Below are 16,325 nucleotides of genomic sequence, written 5' to 3'. Positions count from 1 at the left end.
GCCTCCTGTTCGCCCGCCCTCCCCGTCCCCCCTTCCATCCTGCCCTCCGCGGCGCGGCGGGCCACCCGCACCGCCGTCAAGGGCGCGTGAAGACGGGCGGCGCGGCCGTAAGGAACGCGCCAAGAGCCCCGGCCCCCGGTTGTCCACAGGCTCCCGCCGGTGGGGCCGGGGTGTCGGCGGCTGCCGATAGGCTTCGTGGATGGCCCTTACGGACGCTTCCCCCGAGACCTCCCCTGCACTGGAGGTGCTGCACCGCGTCTTCGGATACGGCTCCTTCCGCGGTGAGCAGCAGGAGATCATCGAGCAGGTCGTCGGCGGCGGTGACGCACTCGTGCTGATGCCGACYGGCGGCGGCAAGTCGCTCTGCTACCAGATCCCGGCGCTCGTCAGAGAAGGCACGGGCGTCGTGATCTCGCCGCTCATCGCCCTGATGCAGGACCAGGTGAACGCGCTCACCGCACTCGGGGTACGGGCCGGATTCCTCAACTCGACGCAGGACCCCTACGAGCGGCAGGCCGTCGAGCAGGCCTTCCTCGCCGACGAGCTGGACCTGCTGTACCTGGCTCCCGAGCGGCTGCGCACCGAGGGCACCCAGCGGCTCCTGGACCGGGGCAGGGTCTCCCTCTTCGCGATCGACGAGGCCCACTGCGTCGCCCAGTGGGGGCACGACTTCCGGCCCGACTACCTTGCGCTGTCGATGCTGCACGAGCGGTGGCCGAAGGTGCCCCGGATCGCGCTCACCGCGACGGCCACCCGGGCCACCCACGCCGAGATCGTGGCCCGCCTCGGCCTGGACGAGGCCCGGCACTTCGTCGCCAGCTTCGACCGGCCGAACATCCAGTACCGCATCGCCCCGAAGAACAACCCGCTCAAGCAGCTGCTGGACCTGATCAGGACGGAGCACGAGGGGGACGCGGGAGTCGTCTACTGCCTCTCCCGGGCGTCGGTGGAGAAGACGGCGGCCTTCCTGGTGGAGCAGGGCGTCGAGGCCGTCGCCTACCACGCGGGCATGGACTCCCGGGCGCGCGCCGCGAACCAGGCGCGCTTCCTGCGGGAGGACGGGATCGTGGTCGTGGCGACGATCGCCTTCGGCATGGGCATCGACAAGCCCGACGTGCGCTTCGTGGCCCACCTCGACCTGCCGAAGTCCGTCGAGGGCTACTACCAGGAGACCGGCCGCGCCGGCCGTGACGGGGAACCGGCCACGGCGTGGCTGGCGTACGGCCTCCAGGACGTGGTCCAGCAGCGCAAGCTGATCGAGGGCTCCGAGGGCGACGAGGCGCACCGCCGTTCGCTCGGCATGCACCTGGACGCCATGCTCGCCCTGTGCGAGACGGCCGACTGCCGGCGCGTGCGGCTGCTGGAGTACTTCGGGCAGCCGGGCGAGCCCTGCGGCAACTGCGACACCTGCCTGACGCCCGCAGAGTCCTGGGACGGGACGGTCGCGGCGCAGAAACTGCTGTCCACGGTGTGGCGGCTGGCGAAGGAACGGCGCCAGAAGTTCGGCGCCGGGCAGATCATCGACATCCTCCAGGGCAAGAAGACGGCCAAGGTCATCCAGTTCGACCACGACGGGCTGTCGGTGTTCGGCATCGGGGCCGACCTGAGCACCGCCGAGTGGCGCGGCGTGGTCCGCCAGCTCCTGGCGCAGCGCCTGCTGGCCGTCGAGGGCGACTACGGCACGCTGGTCCTCACGGACGAGAGCGGGGAGGTCCTGGGCGGCCGACGCAGCGTCCCGCTGCGGAAGGAGAAGGCGGCCGCAGCCCCTTCCCGCAAGGAGTCCGGCGCGCGCTCCGGGAAGGGCGCCCGCGTACCGGTCGACCTGCCCGCCGAGGCCGAACCGGTGTTCCTGGCCCTGCGGACCTGGCGGGCCGCGACGGCGCGCGAGCAGGGCGTACCGGCGTACGTGGTCTTCCACGACGCGACCCTGCGCGAGATCGCGACGCGGCTGCCCACCACCCTGGAGGAACTGGGCACCGTCGGCGGAGTCGGCGAGGCCAAGCTCACCAAGTACGCGGAGGGGGTCCTCGCCACCCTCGCGGAATGCGCCGGCGCTGGCACAGCCACAACCACAGCCCCCGCCGCGGCCCCGGCCGACCCGGCACCCGCGCCCGCACCGGCGCCGCGGTCGTCGGCACCCGAGGCCGACGAGCCGCCCTTCGACCTGGACGAGATGGACCCGCCCTGGGACGAGGACTGGCAGTAGGGGCCGGCCGACCTCGTCGGGGCCCGGCGCGACCGCCCGCCGCCCCGCCACGGACGTGCCGCGCACGGTGGCCGCCCGTACGCTGAAGTGGATCCCGCTGACGTCCGCGTCCGCGGGATACCGGCCCGCCCGGGTCGCACCGGCCGGGTATCCGGGCGGTGCGCGGCGGAGCGGTGGGAGGTAGCCCCATGAACAGGCGCTGGGCGGCCCGTCTGGCCCTGGCGGCGGGCGTGGCCGCCGTCGCGGTGCTGGTCGTCTTCGCCGGGTTCGCGAGCCTCCTGCTCATGGGGGCCGCGTGGGCGGGTCTGGTGCTGACCGCCGCCGGAGCCTGGTGGATGCTCACCCACACCGGCTGGATCAGGGCACTGGCCTTGGTGCTCATGGTCGCCGCGCCGCTCACCGTCCTGGTCCTGTACGCCTCCGCCGGACTGCTGTGGGTCGTGCCGGTCTCGCTCGGCCTGTGGGCGCTGGCCCTCCTCGCCGGCCGGACCGCGCTCACCGAGGACTCCCCGCCGGGCATGCCGGAGCGGTCCGTCGGCCCGGCCGGGCGCCCGTTCCTCATCATGAATCCGCGCTCGGGCGGCGGGAAGGTCGAGAAGTTCCGCCTCGCGGAGCGGGCCAGGGCCCTGGGCGCCGAGGTCGTCGTCCTGGATCCGGACCGGTACGAGGACGTGGCCGAGCTCGCCCGGCGGGCCGTCGCGGGCGGGGCCGACCTCCTCGGCGTCGCGGGCGGCGACGGTACGCAGGCCCTGGTCGCCGCCGTGGCCGCGGAGCACGACCTCCCCTTCGTGGTGATCAGCGCCGGCACCCGCAACCACTTCGCGATGGACCTGGGCCTGGACCGGCAGGACCCGTCCACCTGCCTGGAGGCCCTGACCGACGCAGTGGAACTGCGCATCGACCTCGGACGCCTCCACGCCGGAGAGCCCGTGGACGGGAGTCCGGGGCGCGTCTTCATCAACAACGCCTCGTTCGGCGTGTACGCGGAAGTCGTCCAGAGTCCCGCCTACCGCGACGACAAGGCCCGCACCATCCTGGAGATGCTGCCCGACCTGCTGACCCACCAGAGCGGTGCCCGGCTGAGCGTCCGTGCCGGTCCGCTGACCACGCAGGCACCCCAGGCCGTACTGGTGAGCAACAACCCCTACGAGAGGGGCGACCCGGCGGGTCTGGGACGTCGGGAGCGGCTGGACTCCGGCGAGCTCGGCGTGTTGTGCGTGGGCGTCGACAACACCGCCGAGGCCACGGAACTCCTGCTGCGCGGCGGCCAGAGCCGCGGGCTGACCGAGGCCACCGCCCGCGAGGTGGTCGTGGACGCCGACGCTCCCGTCGTCGCGGTCGGCGTCGACGGCGAGGCCCTCTCGCTGCCCACCCCCGTGCGCTGTCGCATCGAACCCGGCGCCCTGCGCGTGCGGGTGCCCCGCAACCGGCCCGGCGTGCCGCGCGCCGCACCGCCGATGGACTGGCGGCGGGTGCGGCGGCTGGCCCTGACGATGGGGCGCGCCGCGGTGGGACGGGACGGCGCCTGATCCACCCGGGGAGCGGTCACCGCCCGTCGGCGGGGGGTTCCCACTCGGCTCCGGTCTCCCGACGGAAGGCCTCGACGGCGGCCTCCACGGTGGGGAAGAAGTGCCGGGGATCGATGGTGCGGGTGAGCTCGTACCGTTCGATCTTGCGCCGTACGGGGTCCTTGAGCTCGGCGAAGACGAGGTGCACGCGGTTCGCGTTGAGCGTCTCGTCGAGCTCCTCCAGGACGTCGGCCGCGGTGGTGTCCACATCGGTCATGGGCTCCGCCGCGACCACGATCCAGCTCGGCCGCGGATCGGTCTCGGCCAGCCGCCTGATCTCGTCGCGGAAGGCCTTGGCGTTGGCGAAGAGGAGCGGCGCGTCGAAGCGGTAGATCACCAGGCCCGGCAGCCGCCGGGCCTCGGGGTAGGAGCGGATGTCGTGGAACCCCTCCAGATCCGGCACCCGGCCCAGCACGGTGTGGTACGGCCACCACGTCTGCCGGAAGACGTTCAGGACGGACAGGGCCACGGCGATCGCGATGCCGGGCAGCACACCGAGCAGGGCCACGCCGACGAACGCCGCGCAGCACAGCATGAAGTCCGTCCGGCGCTGCCGCCACAGCCTCACGGCCCCGGGGACGTCGGCCAGGGACAGCGACGCGGTGATGACCACGGCGGCCAGGGCCGGCTGGGGGAGGTTGCGGAACAGGCCCGGGGCCAGCACCAGCATGAGGACGATGAGCACCGCCCCGACGACCCCGGTGAGCTGGCTCCTGGCCCCCGCGCGCTCCGCCACCGCCGTACGGGAGCCGCTCGTGCTGACGGGGAAGCCCTGGAAGAGACCGGCCGCGAGGTTGGCGACACCGATCCCCACCATCTCCTGGTTGCCGCGGACCTCCTCGCCCGAGCGGGCCGCGAACGCCGACGCGTTGGAGATCGTGTCGGCCAGCGACACCAGGGCGATGCCCAGCGCACCGCCGAGCAGCAGCGTCAGGTCGGTGAGCCGCACGTCCGGGATCGTGAACGGGGGGAAGCCCTCGGGCAGTACCCCGACCAGACCGACGCCGCGCCCGCCCAGGTCGAGGGCGGTGGCGGCGACGATCGCCAGGACCACCATCACGAGCACCGCGGGGACCTTCGGCAGCAGACGCTGCAGGACCAGGATCACGACGATCCCGCCGCAGCCGACCGCCGCGGCGGCCGGCACCACGTCCCCGCCGACGACTCCCTGCACGAAGCCGGCGAACTCGCCGAGCAGGTCGTCCGCCTCGACCTTGAAGCCGAGCAGCTTGGGCAGTTGACCGATCAGAATGGTCAGCGCCAGTCCGTTCATGTAGCCGATCATCGTCGGCTTGGAGATCAGGTCGGCGATGAAGCCGAGCTTCGCCACCGAGGCCAGGATCATGATGGCCGCCACCATGAGCGCGAGCACCGACGCCAGGGCGACGGCCCGCGCGGGATCCCCGTCCGCCGCCACCAGGGGCAGCACGGTCGCCGCGATCATCGGCCCCAGCGAGGAGTCCGGGCCCAGCACCAGGATCCGGGACGGCCCGCACACCGCGTACCCGAGCAGGCACAGGACCGTCGTGTAGAGGCCGGTGATCGGCGGCAGGCCCGCCAGCTCCGCGTACGCCATGCCCTGCGGCACCAGCAGCGTGGTCAGGACGACCCCGGCCACCAGGTCCTTGACCAGCCACTCCCTTCGGTAGGACGCCGCCGCGCGCACCCCGGGAACGGCCCGCAGCCGACCGGCGGGCCATCCGCGCATCAGGTCCCCCGGGTCGTCCGGCGGGCCAGGAGCTTGCCCAGCTCCCACAGGAGCAGGAGCGCGAGGGCGGCCAGCAGCGCACTGCCGAACTGCCGTGCGTCGATCTCGGTCGTGCCGAGGAGGCGGCGGAAGCCGTCCATCTGCGTCACCAGCACCGCGAGCACGAACTGGGCCAGTGCCACCCAGTTCATCTGCTTGCTGTCGAAGGTGGACGGGGTCAGCACCGATTCCGTCTCGCTGCGGCACTCGAACGCCGCCACGATCAGACACAGGGCGAAGGCGGTGAACGCGACGGACTGGCCGGTCCCGGCACCGTCGGAGGCGCTCCGGCCGAGCTGGATGAGCCCGAGCAGGACGATGGTGAGCGCCAGACCGCCCAGTCCCACCGTCACCAGTACGGGCCGGGTCAGCACCGACTCCCCGCGCGGACGCGGCCTGCGGAGCATCAGCCCGGGGCTCTCCCGGTCGAAGCCCAGCGCGAAGCCGAAGGAGGCGTTGACCACGAAGTGGATCCACAGCACCTGCGGGGGAGTGAAGGGCTCACCGGCGGCGATGTTGAAGACGGTGGCCCCGAGGAAGGTCAGCACGAACGTGACCAGCAGGAGCAGCACGAACCGGATGTACTTCGTGAGGTTGTCGTAGATCCTGCGGCCCTGCTCCACGGCGTAGACGATCGTGGCGAAGTTGTCGTCGGAGAGGATCATGCGTCCGGCGTTCTTCGCCACGTCCGTGCCGCTGCCCATGGCGATGCCGATGTCGGCGGCCTTGATGGCCGGGGCGTCGTTGACCCCGTCCCCGGTCATCGCCACGACCTCGCCCTTCTTCTTGAGCGTGGCGGCGAGCAGCACCTTGTGCTCCGGGGCCACGCGCCCCACCACACCGATGCCGTCGATCCGGGCGAGCTGCTCCTCCTCGCTCATGGCCGCGAAGTCGGCGCCGAGGACCGCCTCGCCGGGGATGCCGAGCTGCCGGGCGATCGCCGCGCCGGTGGTGACGTCGTCACCGGTCACCATGCGGACCCGGATGTGCCCGGCCTGGGCGCCGGCCACGGCCGCCCTGGCCTCCTCACGGGGCGGGTCGACCATGGCGACGAGGCTGGTCATCCGCAGCTCGGTGACGTACGCGAGCAGGTCGCCCTCCGGGTCGAAGCCGGCCGGGTCCAGATCACGGGTGGCCCCGGCCATCACCCGGTACCCCTCGGCGCCCATCCGCCCGGTCTGCGCCTCGGCGCGCGCCGCCAGTTCGGCGTCCCACGGCCTGGACCCGTCCGCCGCGAGCGCGGTGGCGGCCCGTGCCACCATCGCGGGGACGGCACCCTTGACGAAGCACCGGACGACCCCCCGCCCGGAGGCGTCGACCGCCGCGTTGAAGGTGGCCATCAGTTTGTAGCCGGGGTCGAACGGCAGCGTGGCCAGCCGGGGGAGCCGCTCCCTGGTGCCCTCGATGTCCAGCCCGGCCTTGTGCGCGAGCACCAGCAGCGCGCCCTCGGTGGGGTCGCCCACCACCCGGCCATCCACCAGTTTCGCGTCGCTGGCCACCAGGTAGGGCAGGATCGCGTCCTCGATGTCCGGGGCGGAGCCCGCGGCGTGGTGGATCTTCCCGGCGAGTTCGTAGCCCGTGCCCGAGACCGTGTACCGGTCGGTGGGGGTCACCACCTCCACGGCGGTCATCTGGTTCATCGTCAGAGTGCCGGTCTTGTCCGAGTTGATCGCCGACGTGAACGCCAGCGTCTCGACCGACGGCAGTTCCCTGACGATGGCGTTCCGCTCCGCCAGGTTGAGGCTGCCGACCGACAGGATGGCCTGGGTCACGGTGGGCAGGGCCTCGGGGATGGCGGCGATGGCCAGCGAGACCGCGCTGACGAACAGGGCGTCCCAGGCCTGGTCCCGCTGCCGTCCCAGGGCGAACATCACGATCATGGTGAGGCCCGCGGCCGCCGTGATCCACAGGGTCAGGGTGTCGAGCTCCCTGGTGAGCGGCGGCACCTCCTTCTCGGTGGTGGACAGCATCCCGGAGATCTTGCCGAGCTCGGTACCGGCACCGGTCGCCGTGACCACGACCACGCCGCTGCCGTGGGTGACCGGGGTGTTCATGAAGGCCATGTTGGTCTGGTCGCCGGGCGCCGGAAGGGGGCCCGCCAGCGGACCGACGTCCTTCGCGGCGGGAACGCTCTCGCCGGTCAGCGCCGACTCGTCGATCTGCAGGGCGCTGGCCCTGATGATGCGTCCGTCCGCCGCCACCTGGTCTCCCGCGGCGATGAGCACGACGTCCCCGACGACGAGCTGCTCGGCGGGGATCTCGGCCTCCGTGCCGTCCCTGCGCACCCTCGCCGTCGCCTTCATCATCGACTGCAGCGCGTTCATCGCGCTCTCGGCCTTGCCCTCCTGGCGCAGGCCGATGACCGCGTTCAGCAGGGTCAGGAAGATCAGCAGGGCGGCGGTGGTCCACTCCTGGATGAGGAGCGAGACGACCGCGGCGGCCACGAGGACGATCTGCATGTAACTGCGGTACTGCCGCAGGAACCGGAGCCAGGCCGGGGTGCGCTTCTCCTCGGGCAGCGCGTTCGGGCCGTGGGCGGCCAGCAGGTCCGCCGCCCGTGCGCTGGAGAGACCGACCGCGGGGTCGACGTCGAACGCCGCCGCGACCTCCTCGGGGGCCCGCGTGTACCAGAGATCCCGCGGAGCGCTGGGCTCTCGTCCCACGGGATCCGACCGCACTGTCATCGTCGCCTCCGATTAGTGGCCGGGGATGCGTCGCGTCCTGGCACGTCGCGTGCCGGTCCGACGGGTCCTAGCCGCGTTTCCCCTTCTTTCCCTTCCTCCCCTTCCTCCCCTTCCTCTCCTTCTTCCGCCGCCCGCCGCTCCGCCCGCCGCTCCGGCCGGCCGGCGGGTGGCCGGCGGTGTACGGATCGGCCGGAACACCGGCCGGGGCCTCCTGCGCCAGCTCCCGTCTGGTGACGAGCAGCTCCTTGCGCGCCTCCTCCCCCACATCGGGGAACCGGGGGGCGATGTCCATCAGAGTGTGGGCGAGGACCGCCGCCGCGCAGATCCGCGCGAACCACTTCCGGTCCGCCGGTACGACGTACCAGGGCGCCCACTTCGTACTCGTGGCCGACAGCATCTCGGAGAACGCCTCCTGGTACTCGTCCCAGTGACGGCGCTCCCGCACATCCGCCGCGGAGAACTTCCAGTTCTTCTCCGGCAGGTCGATCCGCTTCAGGAAGCGGGTGCGCTGCTCCTCCTTGGACAGGTTCAGGAAGATCTTCACCACTTTGAACCCGTTGTCGGTGAGGTAGCGCTCCCACCGGTTGATCTCCCGGTAGCGCCGCTCCCACAGGTCCGGCCCGCACTGTTCGCCCGGCAGTTTCTGCCGGGCGAGGACCTCGGGGTGGACCCGGACCACGAGGACCTCCTCGTAGTGGGAACGGTTGAAGATGCCGATCTCGCCGCGACCGGGCAGCCGCCGGGCGTAGCGCCACAGGTAGTCGTGGTCGAGTTCCTCGCTGGAGGGCACCTTGAAGCTGCTGACGCTCACGCCCTGGGGGTTGACGCCGCTCATCACGTGGCGGATCGTTCCGTCCTTGCCGCCGGCGTCCAGCGCCTGGAGGCAGAGCAGTACGCCGAACGTGTCCTGGGCGGCCAGCCGCTCCTGGTACTCGGCCAGCAGCGACACGCCGGTCCGCAGCAGTTCGATCCCCTCCTGCTTCTTCAGACCGGCCTTGTACCGGGGATCGAAGTCCCGGTCCAGACGTACCTTCGATCCCGGTTTCACCCTCAGGGGCGCGATGAAACCGGCGATGCGTTCGGCTCTGTCGTCAGCCATCGGCTACCACCCCTTCGCTGGTCCTGGGCCGATCGCCCCGCCGCCGTCTGCGGGCCCGTCGGGGGCGGCGCGGCGCGCGGCGTCGAGTGCCCTCCGGGACCGGCGTTCGACCAGGATCGGGATGTAGGCCCGGACCCTGGCCCGGTGGAACGAGTCGTACGCGGCCCTGACCGCCGCCTCGACGGTGACCGCGTCCACCGTCGGGTACGAGGCCTTCAAGCGTGCCGCCAGGTTCCGTACGGCCATCGGTTCGTCCGGCGGGCCGGGCCGGGGACGACCCGGCGGGCCCCCGGGGCCGGCGCTCTCCACCGGCCCGGAAAGACGGCTCCGGTCCTCGGCGGGACGGCACGCGCCGGCTCGGGGAGCCCGTTCTTCGACCATCATGGCCGCTGCACCGCTTCCATGGCCCCTGACCTCCCGACCGCGGAAGCACGCGTCCCGCCATCGACACGAGGAGGATCCTCAGCGCTCATTGTGTGCTCCCCCCGACAAGATCGCCCCCCGGGCGGGGAGCCCCGCCCGGGGGGCGGCCACGGGTGGTCGCGGGTCACTGCTGTGCGAAGTGTTTCCTGAGCCGGGTGAGCAGGGCCGCGAACGCGGGGGTCATGGCGCCGTCCGACTGTTCGAGGGTGGTCGCGCGGTCGCCCTCCTCCACCGTGATCGTGTAGCTCATCGCGTCCCGGGCGCGGCCGTCAGGTTCCTCCGGGGGCGTCGAGATGGCCGCCGCCACCAGCCGGGCCAGCTCGGCCGCGGCGTCCTCGGGCAGGGCGACCGTGTCCAGTACCAGGGGCGGGCGGCGGAGGTTGGTCACCGCCGCCAGCCCGCCGTATGTCTCCAGGGACACCTTCACCTGGTGCTCTTCATCGCGTTTACCTCTTTCGCCAGCCCCGTGACCTTGTCGGTCAGTGCCCCGATCTGCCGGTTGAGGGATGCCAGGCCGCCGTCCCGGCCCGCTCCGCCGTGTCCGTTGCCGTTCGAGTGGCCGTAGCCGCTGACCGCGAAGCTGCGCACCCGGGCCACTCCGGTCGGGACGCCCCTGATCTGGACTTCCACTTCCTGCCATGCAGAGAGCACCGCCGACTGCTCGGGGCTGCCGGCGCCGAACAGTTCTCCGGCCTTCTGGAAGGTGGTGGTCGCGAAGTCCTCGAACTGGTCCTTGGCGCTGGACGCCTTGAGCGACTCGTACCAGATGGTTCCGGCGGACTGCCAGGCGAATCCGCCGATGCGCACGGCCGTCAGGAAGAACGCCTTGTTCGGGATGCCGGAGTTGAAGTGCACCCCGCCGTTGTCGCCGTTCCTGGTGTCGGGCAGGTGGACGAACTTGCTCATGCGGTCGGGTTGGGGGTCCTTCCCGAACTGGGGATTGTCGTACGCGTGCCCCGGGTCCTTCATCGACCGCAGGGCGTCGCCGGCGATTCCCGGGGTCCAGACTTCGGCCCCGATCAGCCAGTCCGCCTCGTCGGCCGTCTGCTTCAGCGACCACTGGCTGGCCAGTGACCCGAAGACATCCGATATCGACTCGTTCAGGGCTCCGGACTGATTGTGGTATTCCAATCTCGCGGTGCGATCGGTGACCCCGTGCGTCCATTCGTGGGCGGCCACCGTGAAGGATCCGGTGAGGTTGCCGARCTCCCTGCCGTCCCCGTCGCCGAATACCATCTGATGGCCGTCCCAGAACGCGTTGTTGAACTGGAAACCGAAGTGGACGTAGCCGTCCAGGCGCATGCCCCCGTCGTCGATCGAATCGCGGTGGAACACTTCCTTGTAGAAATCGCGTGTCAACCCGAGTGCGTCGAAAGCCTGGTTGACAGCCGGGTCCGCGGACTCCGGGCCGTCTTCCGTCCTGGCCAGGGAGGCGTTGTCGAGGATTTCCTCCTGCGCGCAGTCGAAGATGGTGCGCCGGCCGTTGGCGGGGGCCGCCGCGCCCGCGAAGGACGCCCGCACCGTTCGCTCACCGTGCAGGCGGGCACTGAGCAGCAAGGTGTCCAAGGCGGCTTGGCGTACCTCCCTGTCCTTGCTGTCCAGGAGCTTGTTGAGAATGTACGGGGGGATGATGCAGTTGATGGGTCGGGTCCTGCTCATAGGACACCTCCGAAGAGAGAGGACCGACGGTTGAGCCTTCATCAATGCGACTGCGTGCCCGGCCGATCACGGGTCGCCGGTCGTCATGGACCGGGGGTGCCGAGAGCCTCCGCCGGATTCGGGGCCACGGAAGGGATCGAGGGACGTCCCTGTCGACGTTCAACCATCAACCCGTCAACATGTGGACGGTACTTCGACGTTCAACATGGCCGGTCGCGGTCGGACCGCGGATATCCGCTGGTGCGGAAGCAGCGGGAGGAGCGTCGGCGCCGACCAACCCGGATTGCGGCGGCGCAGTCACGCTGACACCACCAGTCTCCTGCCGTCCGTAGCGACCGGCAAACGCAACCCGGGGGCCGGGCCCCGCTCCGCACGGCAGCCGGGAACGGGCGGTCGCAGGCCGGGTGGTCAGGCCGCGGGCCTGCCGGGCTGGTCGTGGGTGGAGCAGTGGATGCCGCCGCCGCCCGAGGCGATGGTGTCGATCGGGATCGGCACGACGTCCCGCCGGGGGAAGTGCTCCCGCAGGATGCCGCGGGCCCGGTCGTCGGCCCGGCGGTCACCGAACTCGGACATGAACACCGCGTCGTTGGCGATGTAGAAATTGGCGTAGGTGGAGACGAAGTCGTCGCCCCGGCCCGTGATCCGGTCCAGATCGGGCTGCACCAGGACGAGGACGCCCTCGCGGTCATCGCCTCCGCCTACCCCGGCCGCAAGGTCGTCGGGGTGCGGGCGCTCGCCATCGCGTTCGGCGGCGGCGGGGTGCACTGCATCAGGCAGCAGATCCCCGCGCCCCGGCGCCCGGCCACCGCGGCCTGACCAGGCGCCGAACGCTCCCGGCGGACCGCCCCGGGGGTCCGCCCGCTCCTCCCCCCGCCTCCCCCGCCCCCTCACGGACCAGAGAGCGTGACGATGACCACCTCCCCACCCCGCGCGAGCAGACGCCCGTACCGTCTGCCCTCACGCCGCCCGGCGGCCCTCCCCGCCGCGGCCGCCGTCCTGGCCTCCCTCGCCCTGCTCGCGGCCTGTGCGGGGCCGCCCAAGGGCGCAGGCGCCGTCACGGACGCCCACCTCTCCGCGTCCACCCCGCCGGCCCGGGGCGAGATCGACTCGTTCAGCTGGGCCGTGTACGCGGAGCCGCCCACCCTCGACCACACGGTGGCCTTCGACTACCCGCAGAACACCATCCTGTCCAACGTGTGCGAGAGCCTGATGCGCTGGACCCCGGCCCTCACCACCGAACCGGGCCTCGCCGAGAAGGCGACCAACCCCGACCCCACCACCTGGGTGTACGACCTGCGCCCCGGCGTGCGCTTCCACGACGGCCAGGAGATGACCGCCGACGACGTGGTGTTCAGCCCCGGCCGTCAGATGGACCCCGACAACGCCGCCGCCTGGGCCCAGGTCTTCCAGAACGTCTCCGCGATCACCAAGACCGGCCCGCTCCAGGTCACCGTCACCCTCAAGAAGCCCGACTCCCAGTTCCCCCAGTACATGGCCTCGGCCGCCGCAGTGGTCGCCTCCAAGGCCGGCGTCGAGGCGGCGGGCAAGGACTACGGCACCACCGGCGGCCTCGCCTGCACCGGCCCCTTCCGGCTCGGCACCTGGAACAAGGGCCAGTCGATCGAACTCGACCGCTTCGACGGGTACTGGGGCACCAAGGCCAAGGCCAAGGCGAAGAAGGCCGTCTTCCGCATCCTCACCGACCCCTCCGCCCGCACCAACGCGATGCTCAGCGGCGAGGTCGACGGCGGCTACCTGATCCCGACCGAGAGCTACGCCCGGCTGCGCGGCAGCGGCGCCGCCACCCTCTACTTCGGCGAGGGCCTCAGCACCGTCAACGTCAACATCACCCACATGAACGGCCCCCTCGGCGACGTCCGCGTACGCCAGGCGCTGTCCCTGGCACTCGACCGCACCGGGTTCGTCAAGGCCGGACTCGCCGGCGCCGGCACGGTCACCGGCTCCCTCACCACCCGGGCCGCCTGGGCCGCCGCGTCCGGGTCCACGCGGAAGACCGCCTTCGACGGACTGCCGCCGACCGGCCAGGACATCGAGCGGGCCAAGGCCCTGGTCAAGGAGGCCGGAGCCACCGGCAGGACACTGACCATGGCCACCAGCTCCATAGGCCAGGACGTCTCCCTCCTCGCCACCGCGGTCCGGGCGGCGGGCAGCCGGATCGGCCTGGACGTCCGCCTGAAGACCATCGCGCCCAACGCCTTCACCGCGCTGTTCACCGACCCCGGGGCGCGCGAGGGCATCGACATGTTCCCGCTCACCTACTACGACTCGATCACCGACCCCCTCGACCTGCTGTCGAACTTCAAGACCGGCGCCTCCATGAACTTCGCCGGCTACAGCGACCCCGAGTACGACCGGCTCGTCGAACAGGCAGTCGGCACCTACCCCGTCGAGGAGCGGATGGCCGTCGAGGCCGCTCCACCAACCGGGACTTCCTCGCCTCCTACGCCAACTACTACGTGTGCAACGGCGCCGTCATCAGCGGCCAGTTCGGCGACACCCGGGCCGACGCGGCGGCGCGGGCCACGCTGACGCGCCTGTTCCCGGGCCGCGTCGTCGAACGGCTCAACATCGACCGCCTCGGCACCGGTGGCGGCGGCATCCACTGCGTCACCCAGCAGCAGCCGGTGCCGTAACGGCCCCACCGCCCGATGACCGCCCCCGGGGGCGCCGTTCAGTGCGGGCGCGCTCCGCGGGCGGGTGGATGGGGGAGTACCCGCGCGATGACGAGGGCGACGTCGTCGGCCGCGTCACGGTGACGCAGGGCGGCCAGGAGCCGGTCGCACGTCGCCTCCGGCGGGAGATCCGGATCGGCGAGGAGGCGCAGGAGCAGGTCGAGGCGGTCGTCCAGGGCGTCGTCACGGGTTTCGACGAGACCGTCGGTGTAGAGGACCAGCCGGTCGCCGGGCAGCAGGTCGAGGACGGTGGACGTGAACCCGGCGTCGCCGAGGCCGCCCGTGCCGAGCGGCACGCCGGCCGGAAGGTCGGCCAGCGCGGGGGCCTGCCCCGACCTGACGACGACCGGGGGCGGGTGGCCGGCGAGGGCGACGCGGCAGCGCGAGCGGTGCGGGTCCCAGGTGGCGTAGACGCAGGTGGCCATGGTCCCGTCCAGTTCGGCGGTGATGTGGTCGAGGTGGCGCAGGACCTGTGCCGGGTCGAGACCGAGGTCCGCCAGGGTGCGGGTGGCCGTGCGCAGTTGACCCATGGTGGCGGCGGCGTGGAGACCGTGTCCCATCACGTCGCCGACCACGAGGGCGGTCTTGTCCCGGGGCTGAGGGATCGCGTCGAACCAGTCGCCGCCGATCCCGCTCGCGGCCGCCGCGGGCTGGTAGCGGTAGGCGATCTGGAGGCCGGCCGCCCGCGGCGGGGGGTGGGGCAGGAGGTGGCGCTGCAGGGTCAGGGCGGTGCCGGTGGCGTGCTGGTACCAGCGGGCGTTGTCGATGGCGATGGCGGCGCGGGTGGCCAGCTCGCCCGCCAGGGTGACGTCGTCGTGGTCGAAGGGGAGCGGATTGCGGGTGCGCAGGAGGCCCAGGGCGCCGAGGACCTGGCCGCGGGCGGTCAGCGGTACGGCCAGGTAGGAGTGCGCGCCCTCCCGGTGGAGGAGGTCCGCGGCGGCCTCGTCGCGCGCGATGTGCGCCAGGTCCGCGCCGGTGACCTGCGACACCAGGACGGGACGCCCGGTGCTCACGCAGCGGGTGACCAGGCGCTCGGCCGGATACCTGGTGCGCTCGCCGACCGGGTCCGAGGCTCGGACGGCGTCCGTCCCGTAGGACGCCGCCACCGCGAGGGCCATGAAGAGCGCCTGCCCCGTCCGGGGTCCGGGCGCCGTCGCCACGCTGCCCTCCAGGACGGAGTCGAGGACGTCGACCGAGGCGAGGTCGGCCAGGTCGGCCACGACGAGGTCGGCGAGCTCGCGGGCCGTGCGCTCCACGTCCAGGGTGGTGCCGACGGTCACCGACGCCCGGGCGATGAGGTCGAGGCGCCTGCGGGCCTCGGTGGCCTCCCTGGCCGCGCGGTAGCTGTCGGTGACGTCCACGACCACCAGGGCGACACCGATCACCCGCCCGCCCGGGTCCTCCAGCCGGTAGTACGACCCCGACCAGGCATGCTCGTGGTCCGGGTCCGCGGGTGTGCGCCCGGTGCCGTACTGGTCCAGCAGCGGTACGCCGGTGTCCAGGACCCGGCGCATGGAGGCTTCGATCGTGTCGGTGTCCAGGAACGGCAGGGCCTCGCGGGGCCTACGGCCCAGAAGCTCCTCGGAGGGCAGGCCGTTGATCCGCTCCAGCGTCGGATTGACCAGGACGTACCGCAGGTCCGTGTCCAGCACCGCCAGCCCGAGCGGGGACTGCGCCACCAGCGGCACCGACAGCGCCAGGTCGCGCTCCACGCCCCGCAGAACGGTCTCGTCGCAGGCGATCCCCAGCGCGTACACGTCGCCGTGTTCGTCCTGCAGCCGCATGTTGCGGAACTCCACCAGTCGCGAGGAGCCGTCCTTGTGCCGCACGGGGAAGACGCCCGCCCAGGCGCCGCCACCCGCCATGACCTTGGCGAACAGCTCCAGCACCAGGYCGACGTGCTCGTCGGCGACCAGCAGCTCGGCCGCGTGGCTGCCCAGCGCGTCCTCGGCCGACCAGCCGAAGAGGTCCTGTGCCTGGGGGCTCCACAGCGTGATCCGCCCCTGGGCGTCCAGGACCACCGCGGCCACGCTCAGCACGTCCAGCAGGCCGCCGGCCTCGGAGGGAACCACTCCCACGGGGCCGGGCTCGGCCCGCAACGCCTCGGGCGTGACCATGACCGGACCTCCTTCGCCCGCTGCGGCAGGTCTCGGACCCGACGATCCGGTCCCCACTCGCCCGTCGGCCCCATCCTCCTCCCGCCTACCCCGGACGACGGCCTTTACCGGCGGCTGCCCGGCGGTCGG

At 72.1% G+C, this 16,325-nt stretch carries 10 protein-coding genes and 3 pseudogenes; 5 read left to right on the top strand and 8 right to left on the bottom strand.

All coding sequences use genetic code 11. The features are described 5' to 3' along the window. Positions 1-199: 199 nt before the first annotated feature. Both recQ and AB4039_RS01825 read left to right on the top strand, forming a co-directional pair. Positions 200-2,206 (top strand): DNA helicase RecQ, encoded by a 2,007-nt coding sequence (gene recQ / locus AB4039_RS01830; RefSeq protein ID WP_442269823.1) that lies wholly within the window; start codon positions 200-202, stop codon positions 2,204-2,206. A 188-nt stretch (positions 2,207-2,394) separates the two neighbouring features. Beyond that, positions 2,395-3,735 carry a diacylglycerol/lipid kinase family protein gene (locus AB4039_RS01825; RefSeq protein ID WP_442269822.1) on the top strand — a complete coding sequence of 447 codons (1,341 nt, stop codon included), beginning with the start codon at positions 2,395-2,397 and terminating at the stop codon, positions 3,733-3,735. Positions 3,736-3,751: 16 nt separating this feature from the next. On the opposite strand, the gene AB4039_RS01820 is transcribed toward AB4039_RS01825, so the two are convergent. The 7 genes and pseudogenes from AB4039_RS01820 to AB4039_RS01790 all read right to left on the bottom strand — a co-directional run. Then, a complete protein-coding gene (locus tag AB4039_RS01820) occupies positions 3,752-5,482 on the bottom strand; it encodes a SulP family inorganic anion transporter (protein ID WP_442269821.1) in 1,731 nt (576 codons plus the stop codon). Then, the gene (locus tag AB4039_RS01815; protein WP_442269820.1) at positions 5,482-8,205 is read right to left on the bottom strand and encodes a cation-translocating P-type ATPase; all 2,724 of its coding nucleotides are present in this window, start codon (positions 8,203-8,205) and stop codon (positions 5,482-5,484) included. Before AB4039_RS01815 ends, AB4039_RS01820 begins: the two co-directional genes overlap by 1 nt. Positions 8,206-8,272: 67 nt before the next feature. Beyond that, the gene (locus AB4039_RS01810) at positions 8,273-9,304 is read right to left on the bottom strand and encodes a polyphosphate kinase 2 family protein (protein ID WP_442269819.1); all 1,032 of its coding nucleotides are present in this window, start codon (positions 9,302-9,304) and stop codon (positions 8,273-8,275) included. A gap of 3 nt (positions 9,305-9,307) precedes the next feature. Continuing rightward, positions 9,308-9,550 carry a three-helix bundle dimerization domain-containing protein gene (locus tag AB4039_RS01805; protein WP_266837345.1) on the bottom strand — a complete coding sequence of 81 codons (243 nt, stop codon included), beginning with the start codon at positions 9,548-9,550 and terminating at the stop codon, positions 9,308-9,310. A 301-nt stretch (positions 9,551-9,851) separates the two neighbouring features. After that, on the bottom strand, positions 9,852-10,148 hold the full coding sequence (locus tag AB4039_RS01800) for a protealysin inhibitor emfourin (protein WP_266837343.1): 297 nt from the start codon (positions 10,146-10,148) through the stop codon (positions 9,852-9,854). A 2-nt stretch (positions 10,149-10,150) separates the two neighbouring features. After that, positions 10,151-11,386: a M4 family metallopeptidase gene (locus tag AB4039_RS01795; protein WP_442269818.1), complete on the bottom strand. Its 1,236-nt coding sequence runs from the start codon at positions 11,384-11,386 to the stop codon at positions 10,151-10,153. 408 nt (positions 11,387-11,794) lie between these two features. Beyond that, a pseudogene (locus AB4039_RS01790) lies at positions 11,795-12,061 on the bottom strand (agmatine deiminase family protein); the annotation flags it as partial. Between AB4039_RS01790 and AB4039_RS01785 the strand changes: the two are divergent. The 3 genes and pseudogenes from AB4039_RS01785 to AB4039_RS01775 form a co-directional block, all read left to right on the top strand. Further along, positions 11,987-12,202, top strand: a complete 216-nt coding sequence (locus AB4039_RS01785; RefSeq protein ID WP_266841465.1) for an agmatine deiminase family protein — start codon at positions 11,987-11,989, stop codon at positions 12,200-12,202. The pseudogene AB4039_RS01790 and the gene AB4039_RS01785 overlap by 75 nt on opposite strands. A 93-nt stretch (positions 12,203-12,295) precedes the next feature. Next, positions 12,296-13,714 (top strand): annotated as a pseudogene (locus tag AB4039_RS01780) (ABC transporter substrate-binding protein); the annotation flags it as partial. 92 nt (positions 13,715-13,806) lie between these two features. Next, a pseudogene (locus AB4039_RS01775) lies at positions 13,807-14,040 on the top strand (agmatine deiminase family protein); the annotation flags it as partial. A 38-nt stretch (positions 14,041-14,078) separates the two neighbouring features. On the opposite strand, the gene AB4039_RS01770 reads toward AB4039_RS01775, so the two are convergent. Next, positions 14,079-16,196: a SpoIIE family protein phosphatase gene (locus tag AB4039_RS01770; RefSeq protein WP_442269817.1), complete on the bottom strand. Its 2,118-nt coding sequence runs from the start codon at positions 16,194-16,196 to the stop codon at positions 14,079-14,081. Positions 16,197-16,325: the final 129 nt, after the last annotated feature.

It is taken from the genome of Streptomyces sp. M-16, assembly GCF_052114405.1.
In the GTDB taxonomy this organism is placed as follows: Bacteria; Actinomycetota; Actinomycetes; order Streptomycetales; family Streptomycetaceae; genus Streptomyces.
Note: the sequence above shows the minus strand (reverse complement) of the source record. Positions and strands in the feature narration are given on the sequence as shown.